Raw genomic sequence first — 21,537 nt, forward strand, 5'->3', positions numbered from 1 at the left:
TACAGCACCTCTATTCATCTACTAGCCAGGTACGAAGCAAGTTGACGAAATCGTCAGGTTTGCGTTTGGCAAGTGTCTCTAGATTTTTACGAGCTTGACTATCATTTTGTAACGTATCAAAATCAATGGCTTCAAATGCAGGTCTTTCTGGAATGTCGTCGAATACTTGTTCTTCTTCTCTAGCCGCTTTACGACGACGAGAAACTACGACTACTAAAGCAACAATAGCAGCTAACGCAAGCAAACCAATACCGATCAACCAACCAAGAGATATTCCAGCCCCTGAAGTTTCAACTTCCGTGGTAGTGAAATTACGTGCAATAAGCGTCACTTTTTTGTTCAAAATTTCATCATTTTCCACGTTTTGGCCTGAATTCGCTAATTGACTTCTTACAAAGCTAGTTAAATAGCTTGTAATTGCAGCTTGTTCCGCTGCGTCAGCTAACTCTGAAGTCTCAAAGCCTACACTAATGGATAGATCTTTAACGACATAAGGCGCAGACTCTATAATACTATCTACTCTATTAACTTCATAATTTGTAATGCTAGAGTTAGATTCCGAACTACTTTCACCATCATTGGTAGATGTTTGATAAGTTGGAACATCCGTTTCACCCGTACCAACTACTCCACCTGATGTACCACTTGTGTTAGTAGAAGAACTTGAATTATTTTCTTCGCTAATAATAATACCGTTATTATTATTGTTCTCAAGAGGTAAAACAAGACTTTCTTGACTAGATTTCTTATCGAAATTCAAGCTACTAGAAATACTAACAACAATATTGTCTACTCCGTAAATTTGGCTTAAGTATTGCTGAACGCTAGTTTTCACATCTTGCTCATACATTTTTTGCACTTTAAATTGTGTTTCTATTAAATTCGAGCTGCTACTTAACAAGTCATTAGTAGCTGATGACGTCAGCTCTCCTAATTGTTGACTATTGATATTAATAGCACTTACTTCAAGTCCTGCTACTGATGACTTTACCAAATTGAAATATCCATCGATTTCAGCTTGTGTAGGGCGGTAGCCAGTTGCAAAATTAAGTACGATCGCTGCTGAAGGCTTACTTTGCTCATCCGTAGTCAGGAAAACACTCTCTTTCGGTACATTAATGAGTACTTTAGAGCTTTGAACACCTTGAAGTCCATTTAATAACTTTTGAACTTCTCCATTAACCGCATTTTGATATTTTACATTAAATTCATTTTCCGTTGTGCCAAGTGTAGAGCTACCAATTCCGAACGATTCAGTAAATCCAATTGATCCATTTTGAATCATACCTTCAGAACCAATTGCAATTTTTGCTTTAACAGCATCTTTCGTAGGAACAGAGATGGACGTTCCCATCGCATCTAGCTTATAAGGGATAGCTGCTGATTCCAAATATGTAATAATTGCAGCTGAATCCGTTGCATCCAAGTTATTGAAAGCAACCTCGTATTCAGTCCTCGTGAAAATAACAGTCGCAAGCACGATCGCTACGACCAAACCGGCTAGCGAAGCACCTAGCCATATTTTTTGTTTTCTACCCATTTGTTGAAAAGCACTTTTAGCCTTATTAATATACTGGGCGATTCTTTCGTTCACGTTTTCACCTCATCTGAGTTCTATGCTAGTCTCAACAAACTTAGATTTGGATCCGCATAATTTCTTGATACGCAGTTACTGCTTTATCGCGGATCTGTGAGGTTAATTGTAAACTTAGCTGAGCTTGACTCGCAGAAATCAATACTTCAGTAGCATCCACTTTACCCGCTAGATACAAATCATTTTTAGCATGTACTTCTGCTTCTTGCGCAGACACACTTTCTAATGCATCATTCAGAAACTGTCCAAAAGACTTCGTAATTTCAGCAGTACTCTTTTCAGTAGGCGCTGCATTTATACTTTTAATTTGTTGCAAACTTATACTGGAAATTGAATCAATCATGTTTTGCCTCCATTCTTAGTGTGAACCTATCTTCCAATTTCAAGAGCTTTCATAAACATTGATTTCGTAGCATTAAGAGCAGTTACGTTCGATTCATAAGCCCGATAAGCAGCTATCATATCAACCATCTCCGTCGCTGTATCAACATTAGGCATATTAACATAGCCATCTGCATTAGCATCAGGATGTGTCGGATTATAAACTAACTTAGTTGGCGAAGAGTCTTCTATGATTTTTGTCACAGTTACACCACTTAACATTTTGCTTGCTTGCTTTCCATTCAATGTATTATTAAGGACGGACGCAAATGATGACGCATTTGAATCCATAACCACCATTTTCCTCTTGTATGGAACATATTCACCATTTACAAAGCTACCTCTTGTTGTTTGTGCATTAGCAACATTTGATGAAATAACATCCATTCTCATGCGGTTTGCTGTTAAAGCGGACGCACTAATGTCAAAGCCATTAGAGATTTTCACCTATTATCTCCCCCCTGTGATCGCAATTCTCATCATTGAAAACTGATGATTAAGCTGCTGAACGTACATATTATAATTTAATTGATTTTTGGCAAGTAAAGTCATTTCCGCATCATGATCAACATTATTATTCGTGGTTGCATTCATTGCTGTAGTCGTATCTGTTACGAGCTTAGGAGTTGGTAAACCAAGCTTCCCACCGTTAATGGCAATATGACGTTCGTTAGTTGTTTGACCTTGCAAGGATCGTCCAGTGTCAGTACCCATTGCATCTGCAATTAACTCTTCGAAAAGAAGCTCTGATCTTTTGAAGTTTGGAGTTTCTGAATTGGCGATGTTATTAGAAATTACACGTTGCCTTGCTTCAGCAGAATATAGTGCTGATTCCATTCTTTGAAAGGAGGTACTATTCAATAATTTCATTCATTTCACCACTTTCCTAATTGCTCATCCTCTTCTCATTCCACGCACATATGTCAAATTCCTCTATTTAACAACAAAAAATATTAAAATTTTATAATATTTCGTCGAAAGATGTATCTATAATAATCTAGAATTATTCATTATTTTTCAATAAGAAAAAAGCCCTATTTTATAAATTCAGTAGGGCTTTTGGAATGGTTAATACACAAATCATTATTTATTCTTTTTTAGTTCCTGTAACAATTGTATATTTAATATTTTAATGTAAGTACCTTTCATTCCCAAAGAGCGGGTTTCAATAACTCCTGCACTTTCTAACTTGCGGAGTGCATTGACAATAACAGAGCGTGTAATGCCTACGCGGTCAGCTATTTTGGATGCTACAAGTAGCCCTTCTTTCCCGTCAAGCTCTTCAAAAATATGTTCAACAGCTTCCAATTCGCTATAGGATAATGAACCAATTGCAACAGCAACAACTGCTCTGCTACGTGCTTCTTGTTCAATTTCTTCACTTCGTTCTCGCAATATTTCCATTCCAACTATTGTACTACCATACTCCGCAAGAACTAGATCATCGTCTGTAAACTGCGCACTCACTCGCGTGAGCAATAATGTACCGAGACGATCCCCTCCACCAATAATAGGGACAATAGTCATGTTTTCTTGCTCGCCGATTCTGAGAATTATCTCAGAATCCATTTTTTCCATTGAAGCATTGGTGTTTGTTTCTTCGACTTTTAAGAACAATTTATTCATTTCATTAGAAAATCTTAGTTCATCAGAGTTAAGCGCTCTTAAATAATCATGGGCATAAATATCCAATGCAGCACAACCAAGCACTTTACCGCGACGACTAACAACGAACACGTTAGACTGAATCGTTGTGCAAAGCACTTCAGCCATCTCTCTAAAATTAACTGATTTACCAGCTGCACGTTGTAATAACCGATTCAAGGTTCGTGTCTTATTCAATAAACTCATTACTGATTGCCTCCCAAATCTATTACTGCTACAAAATGTATTGACTCAAATCACGATCTTTTGCAATATCCCCTAGCTTGGCTCTAACATATTCAGGAGTAATCTGCATATGCTCCAACGTTAATTCTGGAGCTTCAAATGAAAGATCTTCCAATAACTTCTCCAGAATAGTATGCAATCTTCTAGCACCAATATTTTCCATATTACGATTGACATCTGCCGCGATTTTAGCTATTTCTTTAATCGCATCTTCTGTAAAATCAATTTTAATACCTTCAGTTTCCAACAGCGCTGTATACTGCTTTGTTAAAGCATTTTTCGGTTCCGTCAAAATGTTAACGAAATCTTCTTCCGTCAGTGAAGTTAATTCGACACGAATCGGGAAACGTCCTTGTAGCTCCGGAATTAGATCTGAAGGTTTGGCAATATGGAATGCACCAGCTGCAACAAACAGCACATAGTCCGTTCTAACAGGGCCATACTTCGTCATAATCGTTGAACCTTCCACGATTGGAAGTATATCCCTTTGAACGCCTTCGCGTGACACATCCGGTCCTGAGCCACGGGACGGCGCAGCAATTTTATCAATTTCATCGATAAAAATAATACCACTTTGCTCTGCGCGAATAACGGATTCTGAAATAACTTCATCCATATCGATCAGCTTAGTAGCCTCTTCTTGAATGAGTACTTTTCTTGCTTCCTTTACAGGTAGCTTTCGCTTTTTAGGTTTCTTCGGCATTAATGAACCTAAAATATCTTGCATATTCATTCCTGAGTTCTCCAACCCTTGACCATTTAACATATCCATCATATTAGGCGAATTATCTTCAACTTCAATTGTAATTTGCTCATTCTCAAGCTTGCCTGCTGCAAGATCAGCTTTTACATTGGCACGTCGTTCTGCCAATCCATGATCGACCTCTGAATCGTTGTCATTGGCAGAATCATCAGAATTATTACCACCGAACAACATTTCAAATGGATTTTTGTTAGCCTTAGGCTTTGCTTGTGAAGGAGCCAACAGTTCGACGATACGCTCATTAGCAAGTTTTTCAGCTTCCGCTTTAACAACTTCTGTTTTTTCAACTTTCACCATACGAATGGCAACTTCAACCAAATCACGGACCATCGACTCAACATCACGACCAACATACCCAACTTCAGTAAATTTAGTCGCTTCCACTTTTACGAACGGTGCCTTCACTAATTTCGCAAGACGTCTTGCGATTTCTGTCTTACCTACTCCTGTTGGACCGATCATTAGAATGTTTTTCGGCACAATCTCATCTCGCAGACTTTCATCTAACATACTTCTGCGATATCGATTACGCAATGCTACCGCTACTGAACGTTTTGCATCCTTCTGAGCTACAATATACTTATCTAGTTCCGCAACAATTTGACGCGGTGTCAGAGCTTGTGTTTCCATACCTCATCGCCTCCGCTACTCTATAATATTTCTTCTACCACAATATTGTGATTAGTATACACACATATTTCTGCTGCAATCTCTAAAGCTCCATGAGCAATATCCTTCGCTTCCATATCAGGAGCATGACGTTTCATCGCTCTTGCAGCCGATAACGCAAAGGATCCTCCTGATCCAATAGCAATGACATCGTCATCAGGTTCAATGATCTCACCATTCCCTGAAATCAATAACATTCCACTTTTGTCCATTACGATCATCATCGCTTCCAATTTGCGAAGGACACGATCTGAACGCCATTCTTTAGCAAGTTCAACCGCTGCACGCTGCAAATTACCATGATGTTCTTCCAGCTTAGCTTCAAACTTCTCAAACAATGTAATCGCATCTGCAACAGAACCAGCAAAACCTGATACCACTTGACCACGATACAAACGACGAACCTTCTTTGCCGTTCCCTTCATGATCATAGAATTACCAAATGTCACCTGACCATCACCTGCAATAGCGCCTTTGCCATTGTGTCTTACCGCACAAATCGTTGTCGCATGAAATTGCATTTCCATCTTTTACGCCTCCTTCAAACTTTTTGTGTGCTTCCAGAATATCTTCTCGATTACGAAAAGTTACTTCGAAAGCATTGACTGGGATTATCTACCTAAATGCTCATCCTTAAACTGTTGAATATACTCTAATGCACGATTTGCAATCGCCTCATTTTTTTCCTTCTTATTTCGAATTTTATTCTCAAGTGGTGGAAACAGACCAAAGTTTGCGTTCATTGGTTGAAAATGTTTGAAATCTGCCGTTGTAATGTACTCGGCCATGCTTCCAAGTGCAGATTGGACAGGCAATTGAACTAATGGTTCGCCTTTTGCTAGCTTAGCCGCATTAATTCCGGCGATTAATCCTGATGCTGCAGATTCAACATATCCTTCGACACCAGTCATCTGACCTGCAAAGAATAAATTTTCTCTTTGCTTCGTTTGGTATGTAGCTTTCATAAGACTCGGTGAATTAATAAATGTATTTCGGTGCATAACACCAAAGCGGACAAACTCCGCATTTTCAAGTCCTGGGATCATGGAGAAGACGCGTTTTTGCTCTCCCCATTTCAAATGCGTTTGGAAGCCAACCATATTATATAATGTTCCTGCTGCATTATCTTGACGAAGTTGAATAACAGCATGTGGTAATTTACCTGTATGAGGATTTACAAGACCTACTGGCTTAAGTGCTCCAAATAACAATGTTTGTCTACCACGAGTCGCCAATACCTCGACAGGCATACAACCTTCGAAGTATACTTCTTTCTCAAATTCCTTTAACTCAGCAACTTCAGCCGTTATCAATGCATCATAGAAAGCATTGAACTCATCCTCCGTCATCGGACAATTCAGATACGCTGCTTCACCTTTATCATAGCGCGACGCCAAATATACTTTATCCATATCAATCGAATCTTTGTCAATGATTGGAGCTGCCGCATCATAAAAGTAGAAGTATTCCTCACCAAGTAATCCTTGGATTTGCTTAGACAATGATTCTGCTGTTAATGGCCCCGTAGCGATAACAACGATTCCATCTTCAGGAATTTCTGTCACTTCTTCATTACGAACTTCGATAAGCGGATGATTACGTAGACGATTCGTAATTTCACCAGAAAAACCATCACGGTCAACAGCTAATGCACCACCAGCTGGTACTGCATGTTGATCAGCACTACTTATAATAATGGAATCAAGCATACGCATTTCTTCCTTCAATACACCAACCGCATTGCTTAATCCATTCGCACGCAAACTATTACTACATACTAACTCTGCAAATTGATTGGTATGGTGCGCAGGAGTTTTTGTTACTGGGCGCATCTCGTATAAAATCACTTCAACACCTTGCTCCGCGATTTGCCAAGCCGCTTCACTACCTGCAAGACCTGCACCCACAACAATGACTTTCTGATTACTCAATCTATTTCATCCTCTCAGATCACATTTTCAAATTTCAAGTGTAGAAAGACAATATCCTCCCAATACATGGGAGGACAATGACGTTACATATAGATCTTATATATAACGATATTATAGTTAGTCGTTATCATCCTCGATAATTTCTTCCGAGAAATCACAACTGACGCATTTCAATTTAGCGCCGCTTCGGTTGCGTTTTTCGACAACCACCTCGTTGCAATTGGGACAAGGTTTATTCGTTGGTTTATCCCAAGAAACATAATCGCACTCTGGATAGGTGACACAACCGAAGAAGATTCTTCCCTTTTTGCTCCGTCTCTCGACAATATGTCCTTTATTACATTTCGGACATGTAATCCCTATATCTTTCACGATTGGTTTAGTATTTCTACAATCTGGGAATCCAGAACAAGCTAAAAATCGTCCAAATCGTCCCATTTTATATACTAAAAACTTACCACATTTCTCACATATTTCTTCGGATACTTCATCTTGAATTTCTATTTCTTTCATTTCTTCTTCTGCCACTTCTAATCGCTTCTCAAAAGTTTCATAAAAGTCAGCTAATATTTTGATCCAATCTTCCGTTCCTTCTTCTACATGGTCAAGATTACCTTCCATATTGGCAGTGAACTCGACATTCAAAATTTCAGGGAAAAACTCTTCCATCAATTGAATGACTAATTCGCCTAGTTCCGTAGGGAAGAACTTTTTCTCCTCCATTACCACGTAGCCACGCTTTTGGACTGTTTCTAATGTAGGAGCGTACGTACTAGGACGACCAATTCCCAATTCTTCCAGCGTTTTAACCAATCGCGCTTCCGTATATCTTGGAGGTGGTTGCGTAAAATGCTGCTTCGGATCAATCACTTCTGGTGCAAGCTTGTCTCCAACAGCTAGAGCAGGTAGAAAAGTGTACTCTTCTACCGTATCATCATCATTACCTTCCACATATACTTTCATAAAGCCTGCGAATTTAATTTTAGAGCCTGTTGCACGGAACGTTGCTGAACCACTATTAAAATCAACGGTCATCGTATCTAACACAGCTGAAGACATCTGACTTGCAGCAAAACGATCCCATACGAGTTTGTATAATCTAAATTGATCACGTGACAAGAAAGGCTTCATCGTCTCTGGATCACGAAGGATCGAAGTAGGTCGAATCGCTTCATGGGCATCTTGGGCATTGCTATTTTTCTTCAAATATTGCCTTGGCTCATCCGGCATGAATGTAGCACCGTATTTGTTAGTCACGTATTCGCGAGCCTCTTCTTGAGCGATTGGAGAGATACGAGTAGAATCCGTTCTCATATACGTAATCAAACCGACTGTACCTTCCTTACCAAGCTCCACACCTTCGTAAAGCTGTTGTGCAACACTCATCGTCTTAGAAGCTCGGAAACCAAGCTTACGGGCCGCTTCCTGTTGCAATGAACTCGTGATGAAAGGTGGCGAAGGATTTCTTAAGCGCTCTTTCTCTTTCACTTCAGCTACAGTAAACTGATCAGCTGTCATCACATTCAGCACTTCATCTACATCATCCCGATTGGCAAGTTCTTTCTTCTTACCGTTCAAACCATAGAACTTCGCTTCGAATTTTTGCTTCTGATGTTCAAGCTTTGCCGTAATCGACCAATATTCTTCAGGAATAAAAGCATCAATCTCATGCTCTCGATCGAGAATCATCTTCACTGTAACGGATTGCACACGTCCAGCTGAAAGCCCTTTTTTTACTTTTTTCCACAATAGCGGACTAATTTTGTAACCTACTAATCTGTCAAGAATACGTCTAGCCTGCTGTGCATTCACTAAGTCCATATTAATAGCGCGTGGCGTCTTGAAAGCATCCTTGACTGCCTGCTTTGTAATTTCATTGAATACTACACGACAAGGTTCCGTCTCATCGATATTCAAATAATGAGCCAAATGCCATGCAATCGCTTCTCCTTCGCGATCGGGATCGGCTGCGAGATAGACTTTTTTCACTTTTTTACTTGCATCTTTCAATTCCTTCAATACACTACCTTTACCGCGAATCGTAATGTATTTCGGGTTAAAATCATTCTCCACTTCAACACCAATTTGACTTTTAGGTAAGTCACGAATATGTCCCATAGACGCTTTTACAATATATTTACTACCTAAATACTTACCAATCGTTTTGGCTTTGGCGGGTGATTCTACAATGACTAACGAATCTGCCATACGAGGTGCCTCCTCTGTTAGATACAAATTACAGTGCAATATATATTGAACCTGGATGTTGTTCTATCAATTGTTTTATACATAAATTTAGCAGAAGAACGTTCAAATGTCCAAACGGAATGTTAGTAAGGTTAGAAATTTCATTAATCGAGAGCGAATTTTCTCTCAGCAATGTAACAATTTTAACTTCATCCTCGGACAATTCATCTAATAATTTGCTCTTCGTAAGTTGCTTCATTTCATTTGCATTTTGACTATTCACATTATCTTTCAACCATGATAGCTCCTCAAACAATTGTTGTGAGGACAATAGCATTCTAGCATATCCATTCTGAATAAGAAAGTTTGGCCCTTCACTTTTAGCTGAATGAATAGGTCCAGGTACAGCAAATAATTCTCGATCCATATCAAGTGCATGCCTCGCTGTAATCATCGAGCCACTTTTACGTTCTCCTTCTATTATAATAGAAGCGAGACTTAATCCGGCTATAATTCGATTACGCTGATGAAACTGACCAGGATGAATAGGTGAAGCATGTACACTTTCAGAAATAAGCAAGCCTTCTTCTCCAACTCGCTCATATAGTTCATAATTATTAGCAGGATAGCATTGTGTTATTGCTGTCGGTAATATGGCAATCGTTGAACTACTGTAAGACAAAGCTGCTTTATGGGCAATCGTATCTACACCATTGGCAAAACCACTTACAATCGTTAAACCTTGCTCTGCAAACTGTCCACTGAAAAGCTTTGTACACTGCTTTCCATAGCTCGTAGGATATCTAGTGCCAACAATAGCTAATGATCGCCTCTGAAGCAATTCTAGCCGTCCACGTACATATAGAATCCAAGGTGGCTGTGCAATTTGTTTCAAAGCTTCAGGATATTGTTCATCCCAGTACGTAATACAATAATAACGATGCTTTTGTTGATGAACTTCACGCTCTGCAATTTCCCCATACGTATAGCCACTCCGAAATTGCTGTAATCGCTCCGCTATTTGTGCCTTTACGCCAAGCTTCCGTAATTGTTCAATAGACCATTCATCTTCCGCATGGAGATCATTATCTATAATTAGCTTCATAGTATGCCAACCAACACCTACGATTTCAGAAAGCTCGATCATAAAGTGCTTATATTGATCATTGTTCATATAAATACTCCTCTTCTATGAACAAGATCTTGCACTAGTACTCTCATATTGTGCCTTAATATAGAGGCAGATTGCAAGTCTTGCTCGATAAATTGCTTAAATTTTCTAAAAACTTCATTAAAAAAGCAGCCTTACCCCTTTCAATTGAAAGAGATAAGGCTGCTTGCCTTACAGATTTATATGTTTATTTCACAGTTGTACATTTTTCAAGTAGACCTTGTTCTTCTAGTACAGATACTAGAGTTGAACCCATCTCCGATGGTGTAGGAGCTACTTTAACTCCACATGCTTCAAGCGTAGTGATTTTTTCAGCAGCAGTTCCTTTACCACCTGAAATAATCGCACCTGCATGTCCCATACGCTTCCCTGGAGGAGCAGTTGCACCACCAATGAAACCAACTACTGGCTTCGTCATATTCGCTTTGATCCACTCAGCCGCTTCTTCTTCTGCAGTTCCACCGATCTCACCGATCATAATAACTGCATAAGTGTCAGGATCATCGTTAAAGCGACTCAAAATATCGATAAATTCAGATCCTTTAACAGGGTCTCCACCGATACCAATCGCGGAGGATTGACCAATACCGCGAGTCGTTAATTGATGAACAGCCTCATAAGTAAGTGTTCCAGAACGAGACACTACACCTACATGACCAGGAGTATGAATATAACCTGGCATAATGCCGATTTTGCACTCGCCTGGAGTAATAACGCCTGGGCAGTTAGGACCGATCAATACGGAATCCTTACCTTCCATATAACGTTTTACATTAACCATATCAAGTACAGGAATACCTTCTGTAATACAGATAACAAGCTCAACACCTGCATCAACAGCCTCAATAATCGCTTCGGCAGCGAAAGCAGGCGGTACGTAGATAACTGATGCTGTAGCACCAGTAGCTTCAACCGCTTGTGATACCGTATTGAATACAGGCAATGTAGCTACATCACCATTCTCAAGTGTTATCTCAACTGATGTGCCACCTTTACCAGGTGTAACGCCACCAACCATTTGTGTGCCATAGTCTAATGCACCTTTTGCATGGAATAGACCAGTAGCACCAGTGATACCTTGAGTAATAACTTTTGTATCTTTATTAACCAAAATAGCCACTTATCTCACATCCTCTGAATGTTTTCGTGTAATTTATCGAGAAATGTAGTTCTATTTCACTAGAGCTACAATTTTTTGCGCGCCATCTGCCATCGAATCAGCCGCAACAATATTCAGACCAGACTCATTAAGAATCTGCTTTCCTAGTTCCACATTCGTTCCTTCTAAGCGAACAACAAGTGGACGATCTAGGCCGATTTGCTTAGCCGCTTCAACCACACCGTTTGCGATAACATCACAACGCATAATGCCGCCAAAAATGTTCACGAAAATACCTTTAACTTTTTCATCAGACAGAATGATTTTGAACGCTTCTGTTACTTTTTCAGTAGTCGCACCGCCCCCTACATCTAGGAAGTTAGCCGGGTCTCCACCGTAATGTTTAATAATATCCATTGTCGCCATCGCAAGACCTGCGCCATTAACCATACAACCGATGTCGCCATCAAGTGCAATATAGCTAAGGTCATACTTGGAAGCTTCAATTTCCTTAGAATCTTCTTCTTCAAGATCACGAAGTTCTAAAATGTCTTTATGACGGTACAAAGCGTTGGAATCGAAATTCAATTTCGCATCCAATGCCATTACGTTACCATCACCTGTAACAACTAGAGGGTTTATTTCAGCAATAGAGCAATCTTTTTCCACGAAAGCGCTGTATAAACTAAGCATGAATTTCGCCGCTTTGTTAACTAGCTCGTTCGGAATATTGATTGCATATGCTAATTTACGAGCTTGGAAAGCTTGTAAACCAATTGCTGGATCAACCACTTCTTTGAAAATCTTCTCTGGATTACTGGCAGCAACCTCTTCAATCTCAGTACCGCCTTCTTCTGAAGCCATAAATGTTACGCGACCTGTCGTATTATCAAGAACTACACCAATATAGTACTCTTTCTTGATGTCACAGCCTTCTTCAATTAGAAGACGCTTAACTTCTTTACCTTCTGGACCAGTTTGATGAGTAACTAGCACCTTGCCTAAAATTTCACTTGCATAAGCTCTAACTTCGTCAAGATTTTTTGCTACTTTAACTCCACCGGCTTTACCGCGGCCACCTGCATGAATTTGGGCTTTAACGACAATTACCGAAGTCCCTAGCTCTTGCGCAGCTTGTACAGCTTCATCAACTGTGAAAGCTACTTTCCCTTTGGGAACGGATACGCCATATTGTTGAAGCAGAGCTTTACCTTGATACTCATGGATATTCATGTTGAAATCCTCCATTTCACTGACTATGACAGTAATATGTACAAAGAAACTGCTTACATTGTAACATCTTTCTCCATGATAAGCTCTCATTTATAAAAAAATAGTAAGCTTATTTTGCTATCAATATGATCTCTTTTTGATATCATTGTATTTTTATTACTGTTATATCCTTTTTTTCAGTTAATTCCCATGATTTAATTGCATTTTAAGTAAGGTGCTTTAACTTCGTAAGTTTTCCATTCAGACAACCATTGATCTTGAGCAATTCCCCCTTTCAACCTTTAATTGACAAACTCTGTTGTGCTATTTATTATTATGTTAATAGATAACTTGAGGAAGCACCTCCAATCTAACCATTGGGGGTGCTTTTTATGTATACATCGCTTGCTAGTGCTATTGTTATCGGGGTCAATGGACGCGGTATAACGGTCGAGGTCGATATTACGAGCGGGATCCCGCAAATCAGCGTGGTCGGATTGCCAGACTCCGCGATCCGCGAATCGGTCGAGCGCGTTAGATCCGCGATTCGAAATAGTAATTATCAGTTTCCATTAGAAAGAATAACGATCAATCTCGCACCTGCTGATCTTAGAAAAGAAGGTGCCGGGCTAGATCTGGCTATTGCAGCGGGCATACTGAAAGCATCAAAGCAAATTAAATGCGAACTAGTAGCAACATTAGTTGTCGGTGAGTTATCTCTCGATGGTCATATTAGACCAGTTCAAGGCATTCTTGCCATGCTTGAATATGCTAAGGCAGCAGGTATTACACAAATCATACTACCTCATGTCAATACCTATGAAGCTTCACTTATTTCTGGGCTGTTGCTATGTCCTATTACTAATTTACGAGAATTAGAGAATATTAATTATATACCATCAACGGAATTACTAGCTTTGCATGAGCAAGAACGAGGTCTCGCTTCATCTACTAGAACCTATAGGCAAGATATTGATATTAGTGATGTGGTGGGACAACAAGAAGCAAAGCGCGCATTATTAATTGCAGCTGCGGGTCGCCATAATATTATTATATCGGGCCCTCCAGGCGTTGGTAAAACGATGTTGATCCGGCGATTACCAAGTATTATGCCACCGCTACAAGAAGCTGAAGCACTTGAAGTTACCAAAATCTACAGTGTTGCAGGTAAATTATTACCGAACACCGCTGCCTTCATTAGCGCTCCACCATTCCGTTCTCCGCATCATTCTATTTCAGTCGGAGGTCTCATCGGAGGCGGCAGTATTCCAAAGCCTGGCGAGGTGACTCTCTCTCATCATGGTGTGCTCTTTCTTGATGAGCTACCCGAGTTTTCCAGGCAGGTACTTGAGTTGCTTCGCCAGCCGATGGAGGAGCATACAGTCTCGATCTCTAGAGCAAGAAATCATGTTACCTTTCCCGCTTCATTTCTGTTAGCAGCTTCATATAATCCGTGTCCTTGTGGGTTTTATGGATTTGAACGTGAAGGAAAAAGCTGCACTTGCACACAGGCGATGATTCATCGCTATCGAGCCAAGCTATCTGGACCACTGCTTGATCGGATCGATCTACAGATCGACGTTGCGCGCCCTACTTCGCTCATCCCATCGAAAGAAGATCTTGCTATGACCTCGCTGCAAATGAGAGAGCTAGTCGAGCAAGCAGTTAAGCTACAGCAGCATCGTTATCGTAAATACGCATTTAACTATAATAGTGAGTTGACGACGCAAGGAATTAAGCAATTAGTAAAGTTGCCTAAGGAAGCTCATGAATTGATTGAAAATGCCTTTCAAGCACTAGGGATGAGTATGCGCGGTTATGATCGAATTATAAAAATCGCTCGTACGATCGCTGATCTTGTAAATAGCGAGGAAGTGCAGTTAGAGCATGTTGCGGAGGCTATTCAGTATAGAAAACTGGACATTCAGCTACAACTGTAGATGAATGTCCAGTTTGAGGTGGTCTTATCATTTTATTTTCTGTTTTTTCTATGAGTTAGTAACCACTCGTACAGCTCTCTATTTTCTAATACTCTATACATAACATCATGTTTGACGTCTTTATATCTACTGAACTTAACGTCGGATTTACTTGTTGTAAGTTGACTCATTATTGTTTCAGATCCACTGATAGATACCACTTCATCATCTTCACCGTGGAAATTCCAAATCGGCATATCGTTCAACTTATTAATATCTGTGCCTTCATACCAACCAGCTATCGGTGCTATGGCTGCAAATAAGTCAGGCTCAGTCACCGCTATTTCCCATGTTCCATTGCCACCCATACTGAAACCAGATAGATATACTCTGTTTTCATCGATTGGGAATGTAGCTCTTAACTGTTTCAACATTCGAATTACAAGCTTTTTTTCTTCATTCCAAGAGCTATCATTTCGACATTGTGGGGTAATTACGATGAATTTCATATCTTTAATCATTTCGCAATACCTATTAATCCCATACTCATCTAAGATGGATAAGTCTGTTCCTCTTCTTCCGGTTCCATGCAAAAAAAGTATCGTTGGGTATTTTTGCATGGAATGCGCATCATAATCTTCTGGAATTAGAATTTGATAACCTATATCCGATAATTCATCTGTAAATTCCCCATAAGTTCTTTTCATTTTATCCCCTCTATGATCATTCTAGCTATCTCTTTTGCTTCAATTGCAGTACTAGCTGGACCCGCTACATAACCATAACCTTCTGACAAAGAGTATCGCTCATTTATATCATCCAATTGGATCCATATCTTATCTAAATCATGAGAAACATCAACTGAACCAATGGTTATAGTATTTTTATTTGAATCCTTCGTAATAATAGTGCCTGCGTAACGATTACCGTCCTCGGTCAGTTTGACATTGTACTTCAAATCTTCATCTACGCTCAATTCACCTAGAAACATACCGTTCCCTATTCGACTGTTATATCGATCTCCTTTCATAGAGGCCACAATCGATTTTTCGAAATTACTGTCAATTGAATAGATAACACTGTTGAAACTTAACTCTACATATCGCGGACGATGATAATCATATAAAGCGGATATCAATACAATTACGATAATGCTACTCACTATCCATTTTTTCTTCATATTATCATCCTGTCATTTCTAGTTGATATCACTTACTTATTCCATACTCTGATATTCAATCAGCTTTTACTGACGATCCACGTTACAACATCACCTTTCAACAAAACCTGATCGTCGTTTCGATTAATTTCAACTTCGTAAGGCTTAATATCATGTCTAATCACATTCCAACTTGCATATTTGCCATTTAAAATGTCTAGTAGTTGTTGTGTTTCAAATAAAATCTCATAGCTTGGTTCTAGAAAAGTATTGGTTGTTAAAGAATACTCCGTTATATTGGTGCTTATTATAAATGCATTTATTCCTTTAGTTCTTGTTCCTTCGATAATACGGTCTATAACCTCTTCAAATACTTCTATACTTTCAATATGTTCAAGACTTGATACTGCAAAAATATAATTATAATCATCTTTAACTATATCGAAATTACTTATATCTGACACAACCGTTTCGATCTTATCTTCCACAGAGTATAGCTTTGCATATTGATCTGCAAAATGTTTCGCTGATTCTATTAAATCTACACCAATTATTTTCTCAATCTGATGACCATAATATTGTGCAATAGGTATACTATTTCTTCCTACACCACTACCCAAATCTAATATTTTCAGATGATCTTGTCCTTCAAAGGAATCCATTACATCAATCACATTTTTAGCGGGTTTACCTAACCATGATCCTTCTTCAAAAAGTTTGTTTTGACTGTAACAATGATCATGATAAACCTTCTCATTCAATCTTATCTCTTCAAGCTGCTTCATTATATTCAGCTCCATCATATTATTCTTTTAATCTCTGTCACAAACTAATATGAAACGATATCAATGAAATCTTCTTCATGTTTAATAATCCACTTATTCATTAGATCAATTGTATTCTCGGACAGTACTCTGTATCTATCGAAATACACTTTAACTTTTGATACATTTCCAACTCAATTGAATGTTTTGAAGTTCTTCTTTTTTTGAATTACTACTTAAATCAATCTCTTTGTTTATACATAAATTCTTTAACACTACTTGAAAACATTAAAACAATACTTGTAATAATAGAGACACATAACATAATTATTGTCGCAATATTAAGAAATGCTGGAGCTTTAGATAATACTTGACCAAACATTAAAGCACCGAATAAAGAAATTATGTTTAATGAATTAATAACTATATATATCCACTTCGCTATACTGCCACCTTTATAAATAAACAGACAAAGAATTATCATTATGATTAAACCTATCATGTTCTTAAAAATGCCATTCATCATACTCAGTACTAGAATTAAAGAGAACAAAATCAAGTTAATTACAATTAGAGATTGAAGAATTTTCTTTCCCTTATTCTCCTGTTTTTGAATATAATCTTCGATTTTCATCTTTATGACATCCCCTTTTCACATCGACATTGCAAAACGTTCTCCTATTCATGAACCAGAAATCATTATGTGTAACGTTCAGGCTTACATGAACTTGCGTAGCAAGTTGTCACATAAATCCGCTACCTCTGCCCAAAGCATTAACGTGACCAAGTGCGGCTGCCCGCCGTGTAAATACTGTGTTAGATGATGCGTGACTTTTATATGAATTACTTACATTGACTCTGTAAATTTCTTTACGAACTTCAATGATAATAGGACCCTCAGAATAATATATGCGATCATAGCACCTGAACTATTCAAGATTAGATCATCCACATCAAAGCTACCAAATCCGGAGAAGTATTGAAACACTTCAATTCCAAGATTAAACACTAATAAGCACACTATAAATATTTTTGTCTTTCTAAGCATTGAAAATAACAACGGCATTAATATACTAAAAGGAACCAACATAATCATATTCCCAAATAAATTCAATGCCCAAGTATTAAAATTATAATTATCCTTATGTAATAAATAAGCTCCTATTGACTTTAATGGGTACAAATTGAAATTTCTTCCTACGTGATTTTGGTATATCATTCTATCTAATATTAAAAATTTAATTAGTACAAAGCCATATGCAATTAATAGAATCCATAATATAATTTTAGATACTTTCGATATGATATTAGTCCCCTCCAGTTAAAGCTAGACCTAACCAATTATCACCTAATTTATCGTAGTAATTCATCAAAAAAATTACATATAAAATAAAGGTATCCATTATGAAATTTATGAAACAGAATGCTTCTATAAACTCTCTTCCATAAACATACTATCTAGCAACATACAATTCAACCACTATTTACCTTCATTCACTATCCGACTACTATGTAAAGTGAGAATTATTCTTAATATAAATATCCTCTTTATCGGCTTGAAATCTATTCGATAATAATAGAAATCTTACTTGCAGTATCTAATCCGCATCAATTGCTCTGTCGTTTGCTCCAGCAATTCCTGCGCGCGCAACATTGCTTCTTCCAGTGACATCGGACCATTTACGATACTATGTATGCTTTGGATTCCAATCTCGTTCAGTTGTTCAATTCCTTCTCCAATAGAACCTGCTAATGCAATAACAGGTACTTTCCATCGATTTGCTACCTCCGCAATACCCATCACTGTTTTGCCTGAAGCTGTCTGATAATCAACGCACCCCTCACCTGTAATAACCAAGTCTGCATCATGTAAATGATCAAGTAGCGACGAATGCTCAATCACGACATGAATACCTCGTTGCATTTCAACTGGGAAAAATGCGAGAAATGCTCCGCCAACTCCACCTGCTGCACCCGCTCCTGCTTGATCATGTAGATGTATCCCATTATACTTTTCGATTATATTAGCCCAATGAACCATATTATCGTCCAATTGCTTCACCATTTGAGGTGTCGCACCTTTTTGCGGTCCGTAAACATATGATGCTCCATTAGATCCGACGAATGGATTTTGCACATCTGTGGCAAGTATAAACTCTGATTGTGCGATTTTCGTATTCCACTTGCTATCTTCGATCGCTACAATCTTATGTAAAAAGCCCCCTCCATAAGGTACGTCATTACCATCCTCATCGAGTAACCGCATCCCCAGCGCCTGCAACATTCCCGCCCCACCATCATTCGTTGCACTTCCACCAATTGCAATAATAAATTTACGATAACCGGCATCTAGTGCATGTGCAATTAACTGTCCAGTTCCAAATGTTGTTGTAATAAGCGGATTTCTATCTGCTTCACCTAGTAATTCAATTCCCGAAGCTCTTGCCATTTCTATGATAGCAAGTTGATCTGATGCGATTACACCGTATTCCGCTACTAGCTCGTTGCCAAGCGGATTTGTCACGGTAGCAGTCACAATCTCCCCACCTCTTGAAGCTATAAGACAGTCTAATGTTCCTTCTCCTCCATCAGCTAATGGGATCACAATCGTTTCAGCTTCTGGCATATAGTTGTGAACCCCTTTTTGAATCGCACGCGATGCCTCAATAGCGGATACACTTCCTTTAAATGAATCCGGTGCAATAATAATTTTCAAACCGTCCACCTACTTTCTAAAAATTGGAAACAATGAATAATAACAGTCAATTTACAAAAACGATCATGATTACTTTTTCACTTCTATATACTAATAAAAAGGTATTGGAGGTGACGATTCATGCCATCACGTAATGAAAAGGTGACGACTGAAATTTCTAATCTTGCAAACTATCTAATAAATGAGCAAAAATCAGATGGTTCCTGGCGATATTGTTTTGAAAATGGAACAATCATCGATTCCTATATGATTATACTGTTACGATCTTTAGGTTCTGCTAATGAGATCATTATACAACAATTGTATAATCGCATTGTAGCACAGCAGCATCCTAATGGTTATTGGTGTTTGTATAGAGATGAAGAGCAGGGAAATTTATCTGCAACGATCGATGCCTATTATGCTCTACTGTATTCAGGCTACAGTCAATCAACAGATAAATCACTACGCCTTGCTAAGCAATATATTATCGCACAAGGTGGGCTGAACGCTTCGAAGGGTGTATTAAGTAACGCTATTCTTGCTGCAACAGGTCAGATCAAATGGCCAAAACCCATCAAATCTATCCCACTAGAAATCATTCTTCTACCTAACATACTACCTATAAACTTATTTGAATTCTCGGGTTATTCCAGAGTTCATCTACTCCCCATGCTCATTATGGCAAATCGAAATTTTTCGATTAAAACGGATAACATGCCTGATCTCAATGATCTTTACACTAGTCGAATGGATGAGGGTGAACCCGATTCTGAGGAATTTTCACAAATGATCGAGATGATTGAACTAGGACGTAATAGATTGATTGGTAGCGCTCGTTCTCTTCATGATATAGCTACTTCAAAGATCGAGCAGTTTATGCTAGATCGAATCGAAGCAGATGGTACATTATATAGCTACGCTAGTAGTACTATTTTAATGGTGTTTTCTTTACTTGCACTTGGATACGACAAGCAACATCCAACAATTATGAGAGCTGTGCAGGGCTTGCTTAATATGCAATGTAATAGTAACGGTATAACAACGATACAAAATTCACCGTCCACCGTTTGGGATACGGCATTAATTTCCTATGCGCTACAAGAAGCGGGAATAAGGGATGACCATCTTTCGATTCATAGAGCCGGACAATATTTACTTTCAAAACAGCAGCATAACAAAGCCGATTGGAGCGTTCATAATGCAAACACAACTCCTGGAGGTTGGGGGTTCTCAGAGACAAATACTCTGAATCCAGATGTTGACGATACTACTGCTGCTCTTCGCGTAATTGAGAGCTTGGGTCGGAATAACACCACCTACAAAAAATCTATTGATCTCGGACTTGATTGGACATTATCGATGCAAAATAATGACGGTGGCTGGCCAGCATTTGAGAAAAATACGAATAATAAAATGCTAACATGGCTTGCACTAGATGGTGCGAAATCAGCAGCTATTGATCCTTCAGAGGCTGATCTTACTGGGCGAACGTTAGAGTATCTCGGTAATTTTAGAGGGCTTAATTATAAGAATAGCAGTGTTAAGAAGGGCGTAGATTGGCTTTTAGCACATCAAGAGCATAACGGATCTTGGTATGGCAGATGGGGTATTTGCTACATTTATGGTACATGGGCAGCATTAACAGGATTAATGGCTACGGGCTCGTCTGCGAATCATAAAGCAATCCAAAAAGGAGTGAAATGGCTTTTGAGTATTCAAAACAGTGATGGCGGCTGGGGCGAATCTTGTAGCAGCGATATTGTTCGCTTCTATGTTCCACTCCGCGAAAGCACACCCTCACAAACGGCTTGGGCATTAGATGCTCTAATCGCCGTACATGATCAGCCAATTCCCGCAATTAAGAGAGGGATCGATAGACTGCTTACATCGGTACAGGAAAATAACTGGCTTACTACTTATCCGACGGGCGCAGGTCTGCCAGGGAATTTCTATAATCACTATCATAGCTATCGGTACATCTGGCCTCTTGCGACGTTAGCTCATTATAAGAGGAAGTTTGGATAGGATAACGATGAACACGCTCTCGAAGCTTAGTCGACATCGAAACTGAAGCGAACTTGGGAAGTTTAGCATAAGCTT

The 21,537-nt window shown here is 38.9% G+C and carries 20 protein-coding genes; 2 read left to right on the top strand and 18 right to left on the bottom strand.

All coding sequences use genetic code 11. The annotated features are described in order from the left end of the window. Window positions 1–10: 10 nt before the first annotated feature. The 12 genes from fliF to sucC form a co-directional block, all read right to left on the bottom strand. On the bottom strand, window positions 11–1,594 hold the full coding sequence (gene fliF, locus AC1TO5_RS01595; RefSeq protein ID WP_482061035.1) for a flagellar basal-body MS-ring/collar protein FliF: 1,584 nt from the start codon (window positions 1,592–1,594) through the stop codon (window positions 11–13). A gap of 40 nt (window positions 1,595–1,634) precedes the next feature. Then, the gene (gene fliE / locus AC1TO5_RS01600; RefSeq protein ID WP_482061036.1) at window positions 1,635–1,937 is read right to left on the bottom strand and encodes a flagellar hook-basal body complex protein FliE; all 303 of its coding nucleotides are present in this window, start codon (window positions 1,935–1,937) and stop codon (window positions 1,635–1,637) included. Window positions 1,938–1,963: 26 nt separating this feature from the next. Continuing rightward, window positions 1,964–2,422: a flagellar basal body rod protein FlgC gene (gene flgC / locus AC1TO5_RS01605; RefSeq protein WP_482061037.1), complete on the bottom strand. Its 459-nt coding sequence runs from the start codon at window positions 2,420–2,422 to the stop codon at window positions 1,964–1,966. Between the two features lie 3 nt (window positions 2,423–2,425). Then, window positions 2,426–2,845: a flagellar basal body rod protein FlgB gene (gene flgB, locus AC1TO5_RS01610; RefSeq protein ID WP_482061038.1), complete on the bottom strand. Its 420-nt coding sequence runs from the start codon at window positions 2,843–2,845 to the stop codon at window positions 2,426–2,428. A gap of 213 nt (window positions 2,846–3,058) precedes the next feature. Further along, window positions 3,059–3,826 carry a GTP-sensing pleiotropic transcriptional regulator CodY gene (codY, locus tag AC1TO5_RS01615; RefSeq protein ID WP_482061039.1) on the bottom strand — a complete coding sequence of 256 codons (768 nt, stop codon included), beginning with the start codon at window positions 3,824–3,826 and terminating at the stop codon, window positions 3,059–3,061. 28 nt (window positions 3,827–3,854) lie between these two features. Further along, window positions 3,855–5,258, bottom strand: coding sequence for an ATP-dependent protease ATPase subunit HslU (gene hslU, locus AC1TO5_RS01620; RefSeq protein ID WP_482061040.1), 1,404 nt, complete (start codon window positions 5,256–5,258; stop codon window positions 3,855–3,857). Window positions 5,259–5,278: 20 nt separating this feature from the next. Then, the gene (gene hslV / locus AC1TO5_RS01625; RefSeq protein WP_482061041.1) at window positions 5,279–5,824 is read right to left on the bottom strand and encodes an ATP-dependent protease subunit HslV; all 546 of its coding nucleotides are present in this window, start codon (window positions 5,822–5,824) and stop codon (window positions 5,279–5,281) included. An 84-nt stretch (window positions 5,825–5,908) separates the two neighbouring features. After that, window positions 5,909–7,228 carry an FADH(2)-oxidizing methylenetetrahydrofolate--tRNA-(uracil(54)-C(5))-methyltransferase TrmFO gene (trmFO, locus tag AC1TO5_RS01630; protein ID WP_482061042.1) on the bottom strand — a complete coding sequence of 440 codons (1,320 nt, stop codon included), beginning with the start codon at window positions 7,226–7,228 and terminating at the stop codon, window positions 5,909–5,911. 117 nt (window positions 7,229–7,345) lie between these two features. Then, window positions 7,346–9,436 (bottom strand): type I DNA topoisomerase, encoded by a 2,091-nt coding sequence (gene topA, locus AC1TO5_RS01635; protein WP_482061043.1) that lies wholly within the window; start codon window positions 9,434–9,436, stop codon window positions 7,346–7,348. Window positions 9,437–9,464: 28 nt separating this feature from the next. After that, entirely contained in the window at window positions 9,465–10,589 is a 1,125-nt protein-coding gene (gene dprA, locus AC1TO5_RS01640; protein ID WP_482061044.1) for a DNA-processing protein DprA, read from the bottom strand. Between the two features lie 184 nt (window positions 10,590–10,773). Next, on the bottom strand, window positions 10,774–11,706 hold the full coding sequence (gene sucD / locus AC1TO5_RS01645; RefSeq protein WP_482061045.1) for a succinate--CoA ligase subunit alpha: 933 nt from the start codon (window positions 11,704–11,706) through the stop codon (window positions 10,774–10,776). A gap of 51 nt (window positions 11,707–11,757) precedes the next feature. Beyond that, on the bottom strand, window positions 11,758–12,918 hold the full coding sequence (sucC, locus tag AC1TO5_RS01650) for an ADP-forming succinate--CoA ligase subunit beta (RefSeq protein WP_482061046.1): 1,161 nt from the start codon (window positions 12,916–12,918) through the stop codon (window positions 11,758–11,760). Window positions 12,919–13,289: 371 nt separating this feature from the next. On the opposite strand from sucC, the gene AC1TO5_RS01655 reads away from it, so the two are divergent. Next, the gene (locus AC1TO5_RS01655; RefSeq protein ID WP_482061047.1) at window positions 13,290–14,837 is read left to right on the top strand and encodes a YifB family Mg chelatase-like AAA ATPase; all 1,548 of its coding nucleotides are present in this window, start codon (window positions 13,290–13,292) and stop codon (window positions 14,835–14,837) included. Window positions 14,838–14,869: 32 nt separating this feature from the next. Here AC1TO5_RS01655 and AC1TO5_RS01660 read toward each other — a convergent pair whose 3' ends face one another. The 6 genes from AC1TO5_RS01660 to AC1TO5_RS01685 all read right to left on the bottom strand — a co-directional run bounded on the left by AC1TO5_RS01660 (window position 14,870) and on the right by AC1TO5_RS01685 (window position 19,455). After that, entirely contained in the window at window positions 14,870–15,523 is a 654-nt protein-coding gene (locus tag AC1TO5_RS01660; RefSeq protein WP_482061048.1) for a carboxylesterase family protein, read from the bottom strand. Next, window positions 15,520–15,996, bottom strand: a complete 477-nt coding sequence (locus AC1TO5_RS01665) for a hypothetical protein (RefSeq protein WP_482061049.1) — start codon at window positions 15,994–15,996, stop codon at window positions 15,520–15,522. The genes AC1TO5_RS01660 and AC1TO5_RS01665 overlap by 4 nt, the downstream gene beginning before the upstream one ends. Before the next feature lie 59 nt (window positions 15,997–16,055). Continuing rightward, window positions 16,056–16,760, bottom strand: a complete 705-nt coding sequence (locus AC1TO5_RS01670) for a class I SAM-dependent methyltransferase (RefSeq protein ID WP_482061050.1) — start codon at window positions 16,758–16,760, stop codon at window positions 16,056–16,058. A gap of 220 nt (window positions 16,761–16,980) precedes the next feature. Next, entirely contained in the window at window positions 16,981–17,373 is a 393-nt protein-coding gene (locus AC1TO5_RS01675) for a hypothetical protein (protein WP_482061051.1), read from the bottom strand. A gap of 213 nt (window positions 17,374–17,586) precedes the next feature. Next, window positions 17,587–18,060, bottom strand: coding sequence for a VanZ family protein (locus AC1TO5_RS01680; RefSeq protein ID WP_482061799.1), 474 nt, complete (start codon window positions 18,058–18,060; stop codon window positions 17,587–17,589). 264 nt (window positions 18,061–18,324) lie between these two features. Continuing rightward, window positions 18,325–19,455, bottom strand: a complete 1,131-nt coding sequence (locus AC1TO5_RS01685; RefSeq protein WP_482061052.1) for a glycerate kinase family protein — start codon at window positions 19,453–19,455, stop codon at window positions 18,325–18,327. A gap of 120 nt (window positions 19,456–19,575) precedes the next feature. Here AC1TO5_RS01685 and AC1TO5_RS01690 point away from each other — a divergent pair, with 120 nt between their 5' ends. Continuing rightward, window positions 19,576–21,462 (top strand): terpene cyclase/mutase family protein, encoded by a 1,887-nt coding sequence (locus AC1TO5_RS01690; protein WP_482061053.1) that lies wholly within the window; start codon window positions 19,576–19,578, stop codon window positions 21,460–21,462. The last annotated feature ends 75 nt before the right edge of the window (window positions 21,463–21,537 follow it).

This window comes from Paenibacillus sp. Y930 (genome assembly GCF_056786375.1).

What these genes read in the sequence shown, in the direction of transcription:
- hslU (WP_482061040.1), bottom strand. Translation starts at nt 5,258, where the DNA reads ATGGAAACACAAGCTCTGACACCGCGTCAAATTGTTGCGGAACTAGAT.
- fliE (WP_482061036.1), bottom strand. Translation starts at nt 1,937, where the DNA reads ATGATTGATTCAATTTCCAGTATAAGTTTGCAACAAATTAAAAGTATA.
- AC1TO5_RS01690 (WP_482061053.1), top strand. Translation starts at nt 19,576, where the DNA reads ATGCCATCACGTAATGAAAAGGTGACGACTGAAATTTCTAATCTTGCA.
- codY (WP_482061039.1), bottom strand. Translation starts at nt 3,826, where the DNA reads ATGAGTTTATTGAATAAGACACGAACCTTGAATCGGTTATTACAACGT.
- flgB (WP_482061038.1), bottom strand. Translation starts at nt 2,845, where the DNA reads ATGAAATTATTGAATAGTACCTCCTTTCAAAGAATGGAATCAGCACTA.
- dprA (WP_482061044.1), bottom strand. Translation starts at nt 10,589, where the DNA reads ATGAACAATGATCAATATAAGCACTTTATGATCGAGCTTTCTGAAATC.
- topA (WP_482061043.1), bottom strand. Translation starts at nt 9,436, where the DNA reads ATGGCAGATTCGTTAGTCATTGTAGAATCACCCGCCAAAGCCAAAACG.
- hslV (WP_482061041.1), bottom strand. Translation starts at nt 5,824, where the DNA reads ATGGAAATGCAATTTCATGCGACAACGATTTGTGCGGTAAGACACAAT.
- AC1TO5_RS01665 (WP_482061049.1), bottom strand. Translation starts at nt 15,996, where the DNA reads ATGAAGAAAAAATGGATAGTGAGTAGCATTATCGTAATTGTATTGATA.
- AC1TO5_RS01660 (WP_482061048.1), bottom strand. Translation starts at nt 15,523, where the DNA reads ATGAAAAGAACTTATGGGGAATTTACAGATGAATTATCGGATATAGGT.
- AC1TO5_RS01675 (WP_482061051.1), bottom strand. Translation starts at nt 17,373, where the DNA reads ATGAAAATCGAAGATTATATTCAAAAACAGGAGAATAAGGGAAAGAAA.
- AC1TO5_RS01670 (WP_482061050.1), bottom strand. Translation starts at nt 16,760, where the DNA reads ATGAAGCAGCTTGAAGAGATAAGATTGAATGAGAAGGTTTATCATGAT.
- sucC (WP_482061046.1), bottom strand. Translation starts at nt 12,918, where the DNA reads ATGAATATCCATGAGTATCAAGGTAAAGCTCTGCTTCAACAATATGGC.
- AC1TO5_RS01655 (WP_482061047.1), top strand. Translation starts at nt 13,290, where the DNA reads ATGTATACATCGCTTGCTAGTGCTATTGTTATCGGGGTCAATGGACGC.